The sequence below is a fragment of the Treponema denticola ATCC 35405 genome, from assembly GCF_000008185.1.
GTDB classification, from domain to species: Bacteria; Spirochaetota; Spirochaetia; order Treponematales; family Treponemataceae; genus Treponema_B; species Treponema_B denticola.
On record NC_002967.9, the window covers coordinates 1,059,207 to 1,075,344 of the forward strand.

18 protein-coding genes are annotated in these 16,138 nt (G+C 39.5%); 17 read left to right on the top strand and 1 reads right to left on the bottom strand.

Going from position 1 to position 16,138, the window contains the following annotated elements:
* Positions 1 to 47 precede the first annotated feature (47 nt).
* The 7 genes from TDE_RS04930 to TDE_RS04960 all read left to right on the top strand — a co-directional run bounded on the left by TDE_RS04930 (position 48) and on the right by TDE_RS04960 (position 6,315).
* On the top strand, positions 48 to 896 hold the full coding sequence (locus TDE_RS04930) for a hypothetical protein (protein ID WP_002682342.1): 849 nt from the start codon (positions 48 to 50) through the stop codon (positions 894 to 896).
* 191 nt (positions 897 to 1,087) lie between these two features.
* Positions 1,088 to 1,951 carry a PD-(D/E)XK nuclease family transposase gene (locus TDE_RS04935; protein WP_010692214.1) on the top strand — a complete coding sequence of 288 codons (864 nt, stop codon included), beginning with the start codon at positions 1,088 to 1,090 and terminating at the stop codon, positions 1,949 to 1,951.
* 51 nt (positions 1,952 to 2,002) lie between these two features.
* Positions 2,003 to 3,349, top strand: coding sequence for a CCA tRNA nucleotidyltransferase (locus tag TDE_RS04940; protein WP_002682344.1), 1,347 nt, complete (start codon positions 2,003 to 2,005; stop codon positions 3,347 to 3,349).
* 38 nt (positions 3,350 to 3,387) lie between these two features.
* Positions 3,388 to 4,320: a magnesium transporter CorA family protein gene (locus TDE_RS04945; protein WP_002682345.1), complete on the top strand. Its 933-nt coding sequence runs from the start codon at positions 3,388 to 3,390 to the stop codon at positions 4,318 to 4,320.
* A gap of 67 nt (positions 4,321 to 4,387) precedes the next feature.
* Positions 4,388 to 4,714 (top strand): PadR family transcriptional regulator, encoded by a 327-nt coding sequence (locus tag TDE_RS04950; protein ID WP_002670505.1) that lies wholly within the window; start codon positions 4,388 to 4,390, stop codon positions 4,712 to 4,714.
* 24 nt (positions 4,715 to 4,738) lie between these two features.
* Positions 4,739 to 5,407 (top strand): permease prefix domain 1-containing protein, encoded by a 669-nt coding sequence (locus TDE_RS04955; RefSeq protein WP_002682346.1) that lies wholly within the window; start codon positions 4,739 to 4,741, stop codon positions 5,405 to 5,407.
* On the top strand, positions 5,404 to 6,315 hold the full coding sequence (locus TDE_RS04960; protein ID WP_010956867.1) for a DUF4097 family beta strand repeat-containing protein: 912 nt from the start codon (positions 5,404 to 5,406) through the stop codon (positions 6,313 to 6,315). The genes TDE_RS04955 and TDE_RS04960 overlap by 4 nt, the downstream gene beginning before the upstream one ends.
* On the opposite strand, the gene TDE_RS04965 is transcribed toward TDE_RS04960, so the two are convergent.
* Positions 6,289 to 7,860, bottom strand: coding sequence for an NAD-dependent epimerase/dehydratase family protein (locus TDE_RS04965; protein ID WP_002682348.1), 1,572 nt, complete (start codon positions 7,858 to 7,860; stop codon positions 6,289 to 6,291). The genes TDE_RS04960 and TDE_RS04965 overlap by 27 nt on opposite strands.
* A 145-nt stretch (positions 7,861 to 8,005) precedes the next feature.
* On the opposite strand from TDE_RS04965, the gene TDE_RS04970 reads away from it, so the two are divergent.
* The 10 genes from TDE_RS04970 (at position 8,006) to rpsG (ending at position 15,886) form a co-directional block, all read left to right on the top strand.
* Positions 8,006 to 8,869 (top strand): FAD synthetase family protein, encoded by an 864-nt coding sequence (locus TDE_RS04970; RefSeq protein ID WP_002682349.1) that lies wholly within the window; start codon positions 8,006 to 8,008, stop codon positions 8,867 to 8,869.
* A gap of 3 nt (positions 8,870 to 8,872) precedes the next feature.
* A complete protein-coding gene (rpsO, locus tag TDE_RS04975; RefSeq protein ID WP_002671840.1) occupies positions 8,873 to 9,142 on the top strand; it encodes a 30S ribosomal protein S15 in 270 nt (89 codons plus the stop codon).
* A 115-nt stretch (positions 9,143 to 9,257) separates the two neighbouring features.
* Positions 9,258 to 11,354 (top strand): polyribonucleotide nucleotidyltransferase, encoded by a 2,097-nt coding sequence (gene pnp, locus TDE_RS04980; protein ID WP_002682350.1) that lies wholly within the window; start codon positions 9,258 to 9,260, stop codon positions 11,352 to 11,354.
* A 71-nt stretch (positions 11,355 to 11,425) separates the two neighbouring features.
* On the top strand, positions 11,426 to 11,860 hold the full coding sequence (gene dut, locus TDE_RS04985) for a dUTP diphosphatase (RefSeq protein WP_002682351.1): 435 nt from the start codon (positions 11,426 to 11,428) through the stop codon (positions 11,858 to 11,860).
* Between the two features lie 18 nt (positions 11,861 to 11,878).
* Positions 11,879 to 13,012, top strand: coding sequence for an LptF/LptG family permease (locus TDE_RS04990; protein ID WP_002670521.1), 1,134 nt, complete (start codon positions 11,879 to 11,881; stop codon positions 13,010 to 13,012).
* Entirely contained in the window at positions 13,009 to 14,082 is a 1,074-nt protein-coding gene (locus tag TDE_RS04995) for an LptF/LptG family permease (RefSeq protein ID WP_002682352.1), read from the top strand. The genes TDE_RS04990 and TDE_RS04995 overlap by 4 nt, the downstream gene beginning before the upstream one ends.
* Before the next feature lie 91 nt (positions 14,083 to 14,173).
* A complete protein-coding gene (locus TDE_RS05000; RefSeq protein ID WP_002682353.1) occupies positions 14,174 to 14,593 on the top strand; it encodes a YbaN family protein in 420 nt (139 codons plus the stop codon).
* Positions 14,568 to 14,930, top strand: coding sequence for a nitrous oxide-stimulated promoter family protein (locus tag TDE_RS05005; RefSeq protein ID WP_002682354.1), 363 nt, complete (start codon positions 14,568 to 14,570; stop codon positions 14,928 to 14,930). Before TDE_RS05000 ends, TDE_RS05005 begins: the two co-directional genes overlap by 26 nt.
* Before the next feature lie 100 nt (positions 14,931 to 15,030).
* Entirely contained in the window at positions 15,031 to 15,405 is a 375-nt protein-coding gene (gene rpsL / locus TDE_RS05010) for a 30S ribosomal protein S12 (RefSeq protein WP_002670535.1), read from the top strand.
* Between the two features lie 10 nt (positions 15,406 to 15,415).
* The gene (gene rpsG, locus TDE_RS05015; RefSeq protein ID WP_002670537.1) at positions 15,416 to 15,886 is read left to right on the top strand and encodes a 30S ribosomal protein S7; all 471 of its coding nucleotides are present in this window, start codon (positions 15,416 to 15,418) and stop codon (positions 15,884 to 15,886) included.
* Positions 15,887 to 16,138: the final 252 nt, after the last annotated feature.

Consider the following 16,138-nt stretch of genomic DNA (forward strand, 5'->3'; position numbering starts at 1 on the left):
CAGTTTTTTTATAATGCTTTGTGTAAAAACTGCCGATAAAATTATCGATGGTTTCCGTATATAGACAATATGAAAATTCCAATTCCTCTGTTTTAACCAATTCGCTTTTGCGCAGGGAATTTCTTTACGGCCTAAAATTTTTTGCCGTACAAGAGAATTTTATGAGCGAGCAAGGCGCTGTATTGCGTATGAGGATTTCTTTGGCCTGCGTAGAAGCCAGAGCTGTGGTTATTGATGCCTATATTCAAACCGACGGAAACCTGTCATACCTCTTTGTTTTATGCTCATCGATTCTGCCTCCTCAAGTTTTTTCTGAAACCGTAAAAAATATCCTTCCGAATGCGGTTATCGAAGAATTTTATAAGACTCAGGCTGAAGGCTATTTGGAATCGGCCTCTCAAGAGGCACTGACAAAAAAGCCGATCCCGTTTTTTTCACCCGCAGGAGTAAATTCCGAATCAAACCATCTTTTAATTTCTCTTTTTATTGAGCATAGGGCTGTCCTTTTGGAGAATAAAAAAGGCGGTCTTTTGGAAAAAAGCCTAAAAAAAGGGTCTCGAAGTCTTTTAAATGAGGCTTCCGAAATACGCAAATATTCTGCTGCAAATTTGGATGTAGACATCTTGTTGTTTCAAAAAGAAAATCTAATCCTTTCGATTCCGGTTTTTCAAATCAAAAAAATCGATAAGGATGTTTTTCAGAAAAAGTTTATTCAAATTTTTCCCGAATACGGAGGAAAAAAAATCTATGTAGATGATGTCTTTTGTATAAAAAACATAGATCTTTCCAAAGTAAATTTTACCAAAAGGTTGAAAAGGGGTATATATAGAATCACAATACCCGATGCTAAGACAATCTTGGAATTTAACCTTTTAGTTCCTTCGATGTATGAGTGAATCCCTATGCGCTATCCTGTTTCAAAAAAAATGAATAAAATGTAAAAATGCAAGTTCTTAAAAACTTTTCTATATCCCGTCGCTATAAAATAAACAATCCTTTTTTCAAAATTTTACTATTTATTCAACTTAGAACCCTATAATTATGTGAAGACAGGCAAGAATAATTTGCTGTTTTAAGGAGAAAAGTTATGTCAAATGAACAAACTATTTTAAACCCCAAAACCGATTGGGTTTTTAAGCTGATGTTTTCCAAAGGAGAAGAAGGCAACAAAGCCCTTATAAGCTTTTTAAACGCTTTTTTGGAAGATTCTTACGGTAAAATCAATAAGGCAGAAATCATAAACACCGAGCTTATTCGCGATAGGCCTTCGGGAGAAACGTACCGCCTCGATTTTCTGATTAGAACCGACAACGGCCTTATCGTAGACCTTGAGATGCAGCAGTTTTGGAAAACAAATTATCATCGCAGAAGTCAAATGTACCTCATGCGCCTCGTTTCCCGCTTTTTAAAGACGGAGCCCAAAGAAGACGACTTTTTGTACGCCATAAGTCTTTCCGTTTTCGGTTGCGATGTTCCTAAAAGCGCAGAGCTTGTAAAGATGTCTGAGAGCTCAATAATTCAATATCTTTATGTTGAATTAAACGAGCTAATAGTTTATACTATGAAAAAGAGATTGGAAGAGTATAGCTTAAAAGACTTTTGGATAAGATTTTTAGCCAACTATGAAGAAGACAAAAAAAGCGGAATGTTGGAAGAATTGTGTAGACTAGAGGAGGGTATAAAAATGGCAGAAGCAACACTCTTTAGGGTAACGGATGAAGAGAGGCGAATGGCAATAGAACTCTCTGACGAAAAATACCGGATGTATGTGGAAGATGAACGCAGTGAAGCTAGAAGAGAGGGCTTGGCCGAAGGCCGGTCTGCCGGTTTAGCCGAAGGCTCATATCAAGCAAAAGTGGAAGTGGCTGTCTCTTTTAAAAGACTTGGTGTTGATATTGATAAAATAGCTGAAGGTACAGGCTTGAGCCGAGAAAAAATAGAAGCGCTGTAGCTTAAAAACGCCTATAGACAGGTCCTAAATTTTTGTGTAAACTTTATTCCTATGCGCTATCCTGTTTCAAAAAAAATGAGTGAGATTGCTTCCGTTTTTTTCAATGCCGGTTTTTCGGCCTACCTTGTGGGCGGAGCTGTGCGGGACTGGTTTTTAGGAAAGCCGTGCAAGGATTACGATATAGCTACCGATGCCGAACCCAAGGAAGTTCAAGCCCTTTTCCGTAAGACGATTCCCACGGGGATAGCCCACGGTACGGTTACTATTCTTTACAAGGACGAAAAAATAGAATGTACCACCTTCCGCTGCGAGGCCGATTATTCCGACGGCCGGAGGCCTCAGAGCGTTAACTATGTCCGTTCAATAGAAGAAGATTTGAGCCGCAGAGACTTCACTATGAATGCAATAGCCGTTTCTTTGAAGGACGGCTCCATTGTTGACCCTTTTGATGGTGTAAAATCAATAAAATCAAAAACCATTAAAACCGTCGGCTCTCCCCTTGACCGCTTTGGGGAAGACGGCTTGAGGCCTATCAGGGCAATCCGCTTTGCTTCACAGCTGGGCTTTAAGATAGAAGAGGAAACATTAAAAGCGATTCCTTTAAGTATTGAAGTTTGCAAAAAAGTTTCGATAGAAAGGTTTCGGGACGAATTCGTTAAAATGCTTTTAAGTGAGCATCCTATAATTTCTTTAAAGCTCTTGGAGGATACGGGGCTTTTAAAAGTCTTTTTGCCCGAGCTTTCGGATTGCCGCGGGGTTGAGCAAAAAGGAATGCACTCCTTCGATGTGCTTGACCACAGCTTTTTAAGCTGCGATGCCGCTCCGCAAGATAATCCGATTGTGCGTTTAGCCGCCCTTTTCCACGATATAGGAAAGGTAAGCACCAGAGAAAAAAATGAATACGGCGATTATACCTTTTATAAGCATGAGGCGGTTTCGGAAAAACTTACCAAAAAGATAATGCAGCGTTTAAAATTCCCGAATAAGGAAATTGAAGAGGTCTCTCATCTGGTGGGGCTTCACATGTTTCATTATACGGAGGATTGGACCGATGCTGCAGTCCGCCGCTTTATAGTCAGAGCCGGAGTAGAAAATATTCCGAATCTCTTCGATTTAAGAAGGGCCGACGGTTTCGGCATGACGGGACAGGCTCCCGATTTAAGCAATTTGGCGGCCTTTAAAAAAAGGCTTGAAAAAGTCATAGCCGAAGATTCTGCCCTGAGTTTAAAAGATCTGGCCGTCGGCGGCAGAGAGCTGATGGAAATCGGAATTCCTGCAGGCCCTAAGCTCGGCATAATCTTACAAAAGCTATTTGAAGCCGTTCTTGAAGACCCTTCACAAAATACCAAAGCCCAACTTTTAAAAATTGCGGCTGCAATAAATTCCAATTTAAGTTAAATTATTGATATAATATAAAAAATATGATAAGCTAAGATATGTTTGTAAAATTAGATGCAGAATTGACGCCGATTGATCCTCGGACCGAAAAAATAACGGGACCTGTTGCGGGCTATATAAAATTTAAAGAACTCATCGAGCTTCAAGGGCTTTTAGGCCTTGATCCTCTTTTTATCGAGCAATGCAGCGATTTTTCCCAACAAAATACCCTGGGTGTTTGGGAAGACTACAGTTTCGGCGTTATAAATATAGTCGAAATGGAAAACATTTTTAAAGACCGCGATACGATAGGGCTTTATATATCAAAAAATCTTTTTTTGGCCATAGAAATTATCGACAAGGATTACTCCGCTCAAAAAGCTTTTGAAGCTGCCTTACAGCAAACTATAGTTCGTGAAAGAAACATTCCGCGTATTCTTAACCGTTTTTTTAAAGAGCTTATCAAGTCCCATACCGGCGTCTATCACCGTTTTAGGAAAAAAATATCGGAACTGGAAATGCGGGTTTGGGAAAAAATAGAAGAAGACAGTAACTTTGAATCGGAGCTTTCGAATATCAATAATGAGCTTTTAACCCTCTTTAGCTATTATGATCAGTTGGAAGATTTTTGCCAGGAGCTGGCCGAAAACGAAAACGAAATTTTTACCGAAGAAGAATTGACAATCATAAACCTGCTTTCCAAAAGGGTAGAGCGTTATGGAGCAAATATCCGTATTTTAAGGGAGTATTCAAATCAGTTACGGGAATCCTATCAAGCTCAGCTGGATCTACACCTCAATAAGATTATGAAAATCTTTACGGTTGTAACTACAATCTTTCTTCCTCTGACTCTTGTAGTAGGCTGGTACGGTATGAACTTTACCCACATGCCCGAGCTTTCATGGAAGTACGGCTATATTACGGTTATAATACTGAGTATTGCCATCGTTGTTTTAGGACTTTGCTGGTTTAAAAAGAAAAAACTGATATAAAAATTCTTATTGCCTAATTTACTTTAGATACCTTGACAGGTTATGTATATTATATTATAATATACTTATGTTAAACAAGCAGGAGATATTACGCGGACTTACCGATACGCTTATTTTAGGCCGGCTGTATTCTAAGGACAGTTACGGTTATGAAATAAATAAACAAATTCATCAAAAGAGTTCATCCTTATTTCAACTTACCGAAGCAACATTGTACACTGCCTTTAGACGGTTGGAAGCGGCAGGACTTTTAACTTCCTATTGGGGTGATGGCGATACGGGTGCCCGAAGGCGGTATTATTCAATCACAAAAACGGGGAAAAAGTTGTACCGTGAAAATGTAAACGATTGGGAAGAATTTTCCGCTGCTATTTCCGGTTTGCTTGAATTATAGGGATTATATGGATAGGAGAAGAAAATGAACGAAAAAATTAAAAACTATGTAGGGCTTCTTTTTGAAGGAGTCCCTCAAAGCCGCAAAGCTATTGAGCTGCGGAATGAAATTTTGGCAAACTTAAATGATAGGTTTGAAGCATTGCTCGCAGAAGGTAAATCCGAACATGAGGCTTACGGGTTTGCTATTGCAGGACTTGGAGATGTCGATGAACTTATTAAAACGGTTTTACCGAATAAAGAGATTACCGAAAAAATCGATAAAGAACGCAAACGGAAGGGCTTTCTTACCTCAATTGCCGTAGCACTGTATATTCTTTCGCCTGCCGTGCTTATTTTTCTGTCAACATTTCATTATGACAATATTGGTGTTGTGCTGCTGCTTTCTATGGCGGCTGTTGCAACCTCCATTTTAATTTACGCAAATATGAGTACTCCAAGTGAAGTTCAATCTTATTTCAAAAAAGAAGAAAAAATATTTTCGCATAATAATTATGGGTCTAATAAAAACTATTTTTTTACATCGCTTGAAAAATTTTATTGGACATTAGTTCCGCTCGTTTATTTGGCCGTAAGTTTTTACACACACGCATGGCATATTTCATGGCTTATTTTTATTGCCGCCATAGCTGTTTGGCAAGGCGTAAAATTGCTTATTATTTGGTCTAATTATAAAAATGAGGAAAGCAAATGAAAAAAAATATTATTTTGGCATTTGCGTGGTTTTGTTTGGCTTTTGCAGTCATTGCTTTTTTTACAAATGAATTACGCAGATTTAACCGGTTAGGATATAAAGATTTTATGAGATTCGGCATTATAAACGGAAAATTTAATCCACATACTTCCGTGTTAAAAGAAATGCAATTTGATATAAACGAAATACGTTTTATAAAAGCATCGCTTATAAGTGAAGACATAAAATTTATTCCGAGTAACGATGATAAAATTATAGTAAAAATTATCGGCATCGAAGAAAATAAAAAACTTCCCGAAATAAAAAAAGAAAAAGATGCTCTCATTATTAAGGCTTTTGAAACCGAAAAAAAACGATTTTTTTTCGGTTGGGATTATTCGCATAGAATCGAAATTTCCATACCGAGTGCCGAGTTATATATTGCAGAGAATGCCGAAAACGGTAGTGCTGAAAATACAATAAGTGCCTTTATAGAGAGTACTTCTTCGGATATTAGGATTTATGATATTACACTAAAGAATTTACATTTTAAAAGTGTCAGCGGTGATGTGATTTTTAGAAATTCCAAGATTGAAAATCAATTTGAATTTAATACAAAATCAGGCGACATAAGAGGTGAAGCATTCATTTACGGATTTGCCGGAACTTCCGTATCGGGAGATTTTAGATTAAGGTTTTTATCCGCACCTAAAAACGATTCTACATTTAACAGTACTTCAGGAGACTTTTCAATATATTTACCTAAAGATATAACCGGCTTTTCATGCGATTTTAATTCATCGTCGGGTGATTATAAAAATAGTTTTACCGGCTCTTCCGCCGAAAAGAAAATATACGATGTCTATAAAACGGACAGTCCGCGGCTTTTTATAAAAACCGTTTCAGGAGATTGCAGAATTAGAAGCTAAAATATCCCTAAAACAGTCCTTATCATAAAAATTGTTTTCATCGGGGCTGTGATCGTCATACCAAATTTGTGCATAAAAAGGAACCTTCTTTGCCTGTTCATCAAAATTCCATGGAGGACATGCGCATTCGGGGCACCAGTGCCCTGTTTTTAGAACAAGGAAAGGACTCGCTTTAAATTTGTGGCCGTAAGCGCAGCTCCACTCAAGCGGAGTGTAAAGGTCTCCCTTTTTCATTTCGGTGCTTAAGCATTCGCCGCCCCTAAAACGGGCAGCTTCCCGTACATCGCTTATATCGAGTTCGCTTTCTTTTTTGGATTCGTCATAGCCGTGATTCAGCAAAAGGGAAGCGGCTTTTTTTTCGTCTTTTAACTCGGAATAGTTCAGCATTTCTCCCGTTTTCGGATTTTTGTTTTCCGATAAAAGCTTATATTCTTTCCAGTTTTGAGGGATTTTTTCAAAGTCTTCTTTCGAGCCGAAAAAAGCCCTTATTCTGCCTTCAAAATTGTGCTTAACCCAATAAAGAGGGGCATTGCTTGTTTTTAAAAGAGGTTCTATGGCAAATTTTCTAATAAGACGCGGAAATGGTTTTCCCAGCTTAAAATACCAAAACTTTTTATCGAGTTTTTTAAAGAAGTCCTCAAAACCTTCATATTGAAAGTCAAGATAATCATTTAAAATACGGGAATCATAGAACCAGCCGCAGTGAAAATTGCGGGCCGCATTCCAATGGGGTTTAAAAATCTCCTTTGCCGATCTGCCCATAAGTTTAAAGCCTCGGTCGAGGGTTTCATAACCGGTAACCCGAGCCTCTTTTCCGTTTCCTATATTGTAGACCCTCTTCCAAAAATCTTCGGGCAAGGTGCCACCTGTATCTTTTTCGATGAGGTTTTTAAGCATGAGGCCTGAGGTGCGGGCTGTTGCCCATTCGATTGGAGTATTCCAGCCTGTGTGGAACATAAGGCCGTCATCCATGTTTTTAAGCATAATATCATCGTATAAAACTCCCGACTGCCTCAAGGAAACCCAATATTTTAGGCCCGATTCTATTACTTCCCGCTCGGCCATAATCTTAGTGGCCCCGTAAAAGTCAAAGGCTGAACCTATTAAAGGGTCCCCGGTTCTTATCCATGGGTGTTTGAAAGTTCTATTCCCGTATTGAGCGACAGTTCCTATATGAATGAATTTTATTCTGTCTTTTTGGGGCGTTTTTTTTACGGCATTTATCAAATTTAAGGTGCCTAAAAAGTTTGATTTATAGCCTGCATCGGGATTGTGGTCTATTACGGGAGGAATTATCGCAGCACAATGGATTATATAATCGGCATTTTCGACGGCTCTTTCGCAGTCGGCAAAGATTGATAAGTCCCCGAAAATAATTTTTAAAATATCAGGATATCTTTTTTTTAAAGATTTAGCTAAGCGTATATTGGCTTTTTTTTCTCGCAAGATTATGGTAATATCGTGTTTTCCGGTTTCGGCAATTTGTTTTAAAACTTCAGAGCCCATGGAGCCTGAAGCGCCGGTAATTAAAATAGTCTTTTTCATATATCTATAGTATAAAACTTTTTTGACTTTTGCAATAGGAATCAAGAAAAATATTCAAACTTCAATCTAAGCCCAAAAGCGGGAATAAGTATAAGTCCTCCTCTTGAAACAAAATAGAAAAAAAGATATAATCCGCTCTGTAGTAATGGATGATTTTAAGATAATTTCGTGGGAGGGGCTTGTTGAAGCAGCTCAGTCTGTTTTAACGGGTTCGGATTTTTTCCCCGAAGGAAAAGAAACAGCGATTAGTGTGGGCGGTTTTGACGGCCCCCATAAAGGCCATGATAAGCTTTTACGGCAGGTATTGACCTATGCAGCCGAAAATACCCTTGTTCCGGGGCTTGTTACTTTTTTCCGCTCGCCGGCAGCAGTAAAAAATAAGGCTTATTCGGGCGATGTTTCATCGCTCAGGCTAAGATTAAAAAAGTTTCAGGAATTAGGTTTTCATTTCATTGTACTTATTGACTTTTCCGCAAGTTTTGCTAAAATAGAAGGAACTGCGTTCTTTGATATTCTTATAAAGACTATCCGTATGAAGTATTTGGCTGTAGGCAGCGATTTTTTCTGCGGATATCGCCGAGGATTGGGGGTCGACGATTTAAAAAAAATCGCCCCTCAGAAAGGCTTTTGCTTTGATTCCATAGATCCCGTAAATCGAGGCTCCCTTAAGATTAGCTCCAGTGCTATCAGGGAGGCTGTACGTTTAGGGGATTTTTCCCTTGCAAAAGAGCTTTTGGGTTATCCTTTTTTATTTGATTTCGTAAGTTTGCCGTGGGAGGTAAAGGACAAAAACAGCATTTTTGCTCCCAAGGCATATATATCGCAGATTCTTCCGCAGAGCGGGAAGTATAGGGTCTTGGTTCAAAAAACAGACAGGCAAGAACAAGAAGCTCATTGCCTTATAAATGACGACGGGCTGCTCTTGTGTTTTCCTGAAAAGGATTCAAAAGCTTTTGATCTAAAAGACCTTAATAATTTTGACACTATAGAATTTATTTGTAAGGAGTAAGTAATGGCAGTTACTAAAGAACAAAAAGCATCGATCGTAAAGAAATTCGGTGCAAGCGAAAAAGACACAGGCGATGTAAAGGTGCAGATTGCCTTATTGACCGAAAAAATTAACCAGTTGACAAACCACTGCAAGGACCATCCTAAAGATGCAGGCAGCCGACGAGGTTTGATCAGCATGGTAGGTCATAGACGCAGTTTGCTTAAATACTACCGCAGAACAGACATTGAAGGTTATAGAACTATTCTTAAAGAACTTAACCTTAGAAAGTAGTTTGATAAGGTGCAGGGACAGAAAGACTGAATTCTTGTCCTTGCGCCTTTATCTTTATTTATTGAGTTTTAAAATTAACGTAATTTTAAAGAAGAGATTTTCAAAGAGAAAAATAATGAGAAAAAGAGTAACTTATAAAATCGGCGAACATGATTTAATTTTAGAAACCGGTTATTTGGCAAAACAGGCCAATGGTTCTATTTATGCGGAATATGCCGGTTCCGCAATTTTAGCTACAATCTGTGCCTCGGGACAGGCTCAGGAAGGTTTAGACTATGTCCCCCTAACGGTTGATTATAACGAAAAATATTATGCAGCCGGAAAAATCCCCGGAGGCTTTATAAAAAGAGAGGGTAGACCAAAGGATAAGGAAATCCTTGTTTCCCGTCTTATAGACAGGCCCATGCGCCCCTTGTTTAACAAAGAATTCGGACGTGAGATCCAGTTGGTTCCCACCTGTATTTCAACGGATATGATAAACCCGCCCGACATCCTTGCAGTTATCGCAAGCTCTGCAGCTGTTCATATTTCGGATATACCCTTTGACGGCCCCGTTGCAGCTGCCCGTGTCGCCTATAAAAACGGAGAATACATTATAAACCCGACATTTAGCCAAATTGAAACGGCCGATATGGAAATCGTAGTTGCCGGAACAAAAGAGGGCATTACCATGGTCGAAGGCGGTGCTAACGAGGTTTCCGAAGAGGTAATGCTCACAGCCTTGGAAAAAGCCCATGAAATGATCAAGTCTCTTTGCAAGATGCAGGAAGATTTACGCGAACTTGCCGGAAAAGAAAAACTTCCCCTCGTTCCCCTTGAAGCCGAGCTCGAAAATAAGCAGGCAATTTATGACGAAGCCTTCCCCCGTTTAAGCAAAACCCTCTATCTTTCAACAAAGATGGAACGCCGAGAAGAATCGGACAAGGTAAAAAAAGAATTGGCCGAAAAATATGCCGAACAGCTTGAAGACGAAATTCAGCTTAAACTTTTTAACGCCCTCTTTGAAGAGATGGAGTATAATATTTTAAGAACCAATATCTTGGACAAGGGCTTGCGGGTTGACGGAAGAGGCACTAAGGACATTCGTCCCATAACTTGCGAAATCGGAGTTCTTCCCCGTCCCCACGGTTCGGCAGTCTTTACACGAGGCGAAACCCAATCCTTGGGCGTTGTAACGATAGGAACAGTCTTTGACGAACAGATATATGATGACATCGAGGGAGACAGAAGAGAAAACTTTATTCTTCACTATAATTTCCCGCCCTTCTCGGTAGGGGAGGTCGGAAGACTCGGAACGGGCCGAAGAGAAATCGGGCACGGAAACCTTGCACACCGCTCCCTTTATCCGATGGTTCCCGAAAGGGAAAAATTCCCCTATACGGTCCGTGTTGTTTCGGAGGTCTTGGAATCGAACGGTTCTTCTTCGATGGCTACCGTATGCTCGGGAACCCTTTCCATGCTTCATGCGGGCGTTCCCATGAAAAAGCCGGTTGCCGGTATTGCCATGGGGCTTATCACCGAAGGAAATGACCGCTACGCCATTCTTTCCGACATTCTTGGAGAAGAAGATCACTTAGGCGATATGGACTTTAAGGTTGCAGGTACGGCCGACGGAATTACGGGCTTCCAGATGGACATAAAGATTGCAGGTGTTTCGCCTGAAATTATGAAAAATGCCCTTGCACAGGCCAAAGAAGGAAGAATGCATATTCTCGGCATAATGAACCAGTGTATTTCCGCTCCCAATGCGGAACTTTCCCAATATGCTCCAAGGGTTGAGATGATGACAATACCCGAAGACAAGATCGGTGCACTAATCGGCCCCGGCGGAAAGAATGTAAAAGCCATTTCGGATAAGTATAATGTAACAATCAATACCGAAAATGACGGTACCGTAACCATTTACAGCAAGGACGGAACTTCGGATCTTAAAGGCGCAAAGAGTATTGTTAAGGGCATCACAAGCGATCCCGAAGTCGGAATGGTCTATGACGGAACCGTAAAAAAGATTATGGACTTCGGTGCCTTTGTTGAAATACTTCCCGGAAAAGAAGGTCTTTGCCATATTTCAAAACTTTCACGCTCCAGAGTCGAAAAGGTTTCGGATGTGCTTAAAGAAGGACAGGAAATACCCGTTAAACTTTTGGAAATCGATAAGCTCGGAAGGCTCAACCTTTCTTATGTCGATGCTCTTGAAGAGCGTTCCAAATAAAACGGAGCATGGAGCCGATCACTCGGCCCATGCTTTTAAATTTTACGCATGGTGATTTTAGGAGATTGTAAATGGAAGTTTTTACAAAGTTAAAAGAGGGTGCCCTTTTACCGGAATACAAAACGAGCGGATCTGCCGGAGCGGATTTGCGGGCCCTTATTGAAGAACCTATTATCTTAAAACCCATGCAAAGATGCTTAATTCCTACAGGCCTTTCGGTTGAATTACCTAAGGGAATTGAGCTTCAAGTGCGTCCCCGATCGGGGCTTGCCCTAAAACACGGCATTACCGTCTTAAACACTCCCGGCACTGTAGATTCGGACTACCGCGGAGAACTCGCCGTTCTTTTAATAAATCTCGGAAATGAAGACTTTAAAATAGAAAACGGGGACCGCATCGCCCAAGCCGTTATTGCCCAAGCTATTCAGGCTGATTTTCTTCAAAAGGATGAGCTTTCCAATACCGAACGCGGAGCAGGGGGCTACGGTTCTACGGGAATAGCATGATTAAAAAGAGCGTAGTTTATGAGAGGTCTGTCGTTTAATCATAAAACAATCTTTGTATATGTTTTTAAAGAACTCCTTTTATATTTTATAGTTTCTTTTTTGTTTTTCTTTTTTATTTTTTTTGTAAATCAGATTCTTTTAATGGCAGAAGAAATCCTCTCTAAAAAGGCTCCCACAAAAGATGTTTTATTGCTCTTGTTTTATTCTCTTCCGTTTATAATAGCTACAACAGCTCCATATGCAGCCTTAATCGGAACCCTCATGTGCTTAGGCCGCTTTTCGGCAGACCATGAATTTATTTCGATGAATGCTCTAGGAATTTCGACCTCCTTTATTTTGATTCCGGTTTTTGCTTTAGGAGTTTTTGTTTCGGTAGGTTCGTTTATAACAAACGATATTTTGATTCCGCGCGGGACGATAAAATTTAATGAGGTGCTTTACAATATTGCTTCTTCAACTCCTGCTCTTGAACTTGAGTCTTATTCGGTTAAGCGTAATGAAAATTCGATAGTTGTTTCAGGTTTGATAAAGGATAATTCAATCCATGATCTTTTAATAATCGATTCAAGCCAGAGGGGGGCAAAAAGATTTTTATCTTCATCTCAAACCGATGTAAAAAAATCCAACGACAGATCGATTATCATGCAGCTTGAAATGCTCAATCCCCGTCTTTTAAATTTGGATTTAAACAATAGATCTAAATTTGATGTTGTCTATGGGGAAAGTATAACCTACAATGTTCTTGCAAAAGATGTTGCCCCTAAGTTTATTTCAAGTTCAGGCCCCGACAAGATGACTTCTTATGATCTAATAAAAGATATAAAGCAAAAAAAGGAAGCCGGTGATACAAGTCCGCGTCTTTTGAATATCTATATTATGGAGCTTCACCGTAAATTTTCTGTTCCCTTCGGTGCCTTCTTTTTTGTATTGTTGGCTTTTGCTATAAGCCGTGCCGGTAAGACCTATGATCAGAGTACGGGCTTTATCGTGGGGCTTTTAATTTCAGTTGCTTATTGGGCTTTTTTGATAGGAGGGCAAATGCTCTGCCTTGAATCGGGCCTAAATATAAACGGAGCTCTTGTAATGTGGTTTCCGAATGTTTTGTTGGTAATCTGCACGGCTGTGATTGCAATAAAGAGGTTGTTAAAATGAAGCTGCTTCAAAGATACTTGCTTAAACTTTTTATACCAACCTTCGTTGTAGCAATGCTTTTTTTTATCTTGCTTTTACAGCTGGGAGACTTATTTGCCAATATAGTTGCCTATCTTCAAAACGGAGCGCAGTTTAAAGATATTGTAAAAGTTATGTGGCTCTACATTCCTAAATGTATTGCTTATTCCGTGCCCTTGGCAATTCTTTTTGCCGGCTCATATACAATGGGAAATTTATATGCACAAAATGAACTTACATCGATATTTTCGGCGGGAATATCGTTAGGGCGTTTTACTCTTCCCCTTTTGGTTTTAGGATTTTTCTTTTCCGTAGGGATGATTTTTTTTGAAGACAATGTGGTTATAAAGTATTTTTATGAAAAAACGCAGCTTTCAAAAAAACTTTTGCAAGAAGAAGAAAGTTTGGATACTCAAGACTTGGTAATTTTATCCGAACTCGGAAAAATCGTATACACGGCCGATTATTTTAATGCAGAAAATCAAACTCTTGCAAATGCCTACATAATAGTCCGTGATGAGGATGGAAATTTATCGTTGGTTATTAAAAGCTCTCATATGGTCTGGAATGAAGACCGTTGGACTACTGACAGTGCTGAAGTCTACCGATTTGATGAAAAAAATAGTGTAAGCTGCTTGAACAATATTCCCGATAATATAATTCTTTCAGAGCCTCCGGCCAATTTTCAAAAAAATCTAAGCTCGGTAGATGAAATGAGAATTTCGGAAGCAAAAGAATTTATAGCAGCTCTTAAAAAGAACGGCCTTCCTTATTATGAGGCTCTTTCAAAATATCACAGGCGCTTTTCGTTTCCGTTTACTATTTTTATAGTCTTGTTTTTTTCGATTTCTTTGGGCGGTAAATTTAAAAAGAATATCCTGCTGATGAGTATCTTATTCAGTTTGGGAATAGCAACTCTTTTCTACGTTACGGAAATGGTTACTATGTTAAGTGCCAAGTGGGAATATATCTCGCCCCTTGCAGGAGCGTGGACTCCTATTTTTATATTCTCTATTTTAAGTATCTTTTTACTAAAAAAATCGCGGACTTAGGGCCGGGCATCTTGAAAAAACTTCCAAGACTGATTACTTGATAAAAATTAAAAAATAACGTAAATTACGACTAACTAGAGGTGTGAGGATTATGAAGATAATAAATATTTTTTGGATTGTGTTGGGCTTTATTTGTCTGGGCCTTGGAGTTATAGGTATTATTATGCCTATTTTACCGACAACGCCCTTTTTTTTAGTAACAGTCGTATGCTTTGCTAGGGGCTCGGAAAGACTAAAACAATGGTTTATGAGCACATCTTTTCATAAAAAATACATTCAAAGCTTTTACGAAAAAAAGGGTATGACTTTAAAAAACAAGCTTATCATACTTTCCTTTGCCTCAATCATGCTTGTTGCCGCTTTTTATTTTTCGGCTAAGCCCTATGCCCGAATCTTAATAGCCTGTGTATTTTTGGCTAAATATTACGTATTTATCTTTAAGATAAAAACTCTTCCGGATGATGAAAAATCGGCAATAAAAGCAGATGCGGGTTGTGTTGAACAAAGATAAAAAAGAACAAGAAAAAAAGCTCATTGCTATTATGATAGATATGTACCGCTCTTTTAAAGGAAGAGAAATGAGTGATGAGGAGCTTGATGAGCTTTTTTTATATGCATCAAAGAGGATTGAAACCTGCATTTATCGCAGAAATGATGAAAAAAAGCCTTTTTGCAATGTCTGTCCTGTGCATTGCTATAAAAGCGATATGCGTGAAAAAATAAGAAAGGTAATGAGGTATGCAGGACCGAGACTTTTATTTAAACGTCCCATTTTAAGTTTAAAGCACCTTTTTAAGACAATTTATGCAAAAAAACATCATCCGAAGCCTCCGGGGAGATTTAAGTAAAAACACCTTTTTACGGCATTGACTTTTTTTTAAAATTTATGTTATACTGTACTTTCTGATATTCCGTAGTGCTGGCGGATAAATTAAGGAGATAAGGCTTATGCCTACAATTAATCAATTGATAAAAAAGGGACGCAAATCTGCTGCAGTTAAGACAAAGAGTCCTGCTTTACAGTCTTGCCCCCAAAAGCGCGGTGTTTGCACCAGCGTTAAGACGATTACGCCTAAAAAACCGAACTCGGCCTTAAGAAAGGTTGCCCGTATCCGTTTAAGTAACGGAATCGAAGTAACCGCTTATATTCCCGGTATCGGACACAACTTGCAGGAACACTCCGTTGTTCTCGTAAGAGGCGGACGTGTTAAGGACCTCCCGGGTGTACGCTATCACATTATACGCGGTACTAAAGACGCTCTCGGTGTAGAAGACAGAAAACGAGGCCGCTCCAAGTACGGAGCCAAGAGGCCCAAGGCTTAGGGGGTAAAAAATGGGTAGAGGAAAAATTACTGCAAGACGCCCTGTTGCTCCCGACAGCAAGTACAATAGCGTGGTAGTTACCCGCTTTATCGGAAGAATGATGCTTTCAGGAAAAAAGAGCATTACTACAAAGATCATGTACGATTCTTTTGATAAAATCAAGGAAAAGACCGGCGAAGAGCCATTGGCCGTTTTTTCAAAGGCCTTGGACAACGTAAAACCCGTTGTTGAAGTAAAATCCCGCCGAGTCGGAGGTGCCACCTATCAGGTTCCGATGGACATTCCGGAGGGAAGGCGAGAAGCCTTGGCTATGCGCTGGATTATCGGTGCTGCTCGAAAAAGAAGCGGTCATGAGATGTCCGAAAGATTGGCTTCAGAGCTGATCGATGCATACAACAACACCGGAACAGCCTTCAAAAAGAAGGAAGAAGTTCACAGAATGGCCGAAGCAAACAAAGCTTTTGCACACTTCAGGTGGTAGTTCAAAGGGGAGTTCGGAATACGGACTCCCTTTTTTTTGTCAATATTTTTATCCGCCATGGACGGCGGATGAAAAATGTACAAGGATGTACATTCATAAATGGACACGGATGTCCATGGTTCCAAACTTGAGAGTTTTGCGTAAGCAAAACTCTAAGATTAAAAATGTACAAGGATGTACATTTTTAATCGACCCCCTTGTATATTATTCTTTTTTTTATTATACTGTAACGTCTTGTATCTTGAAAAGTAT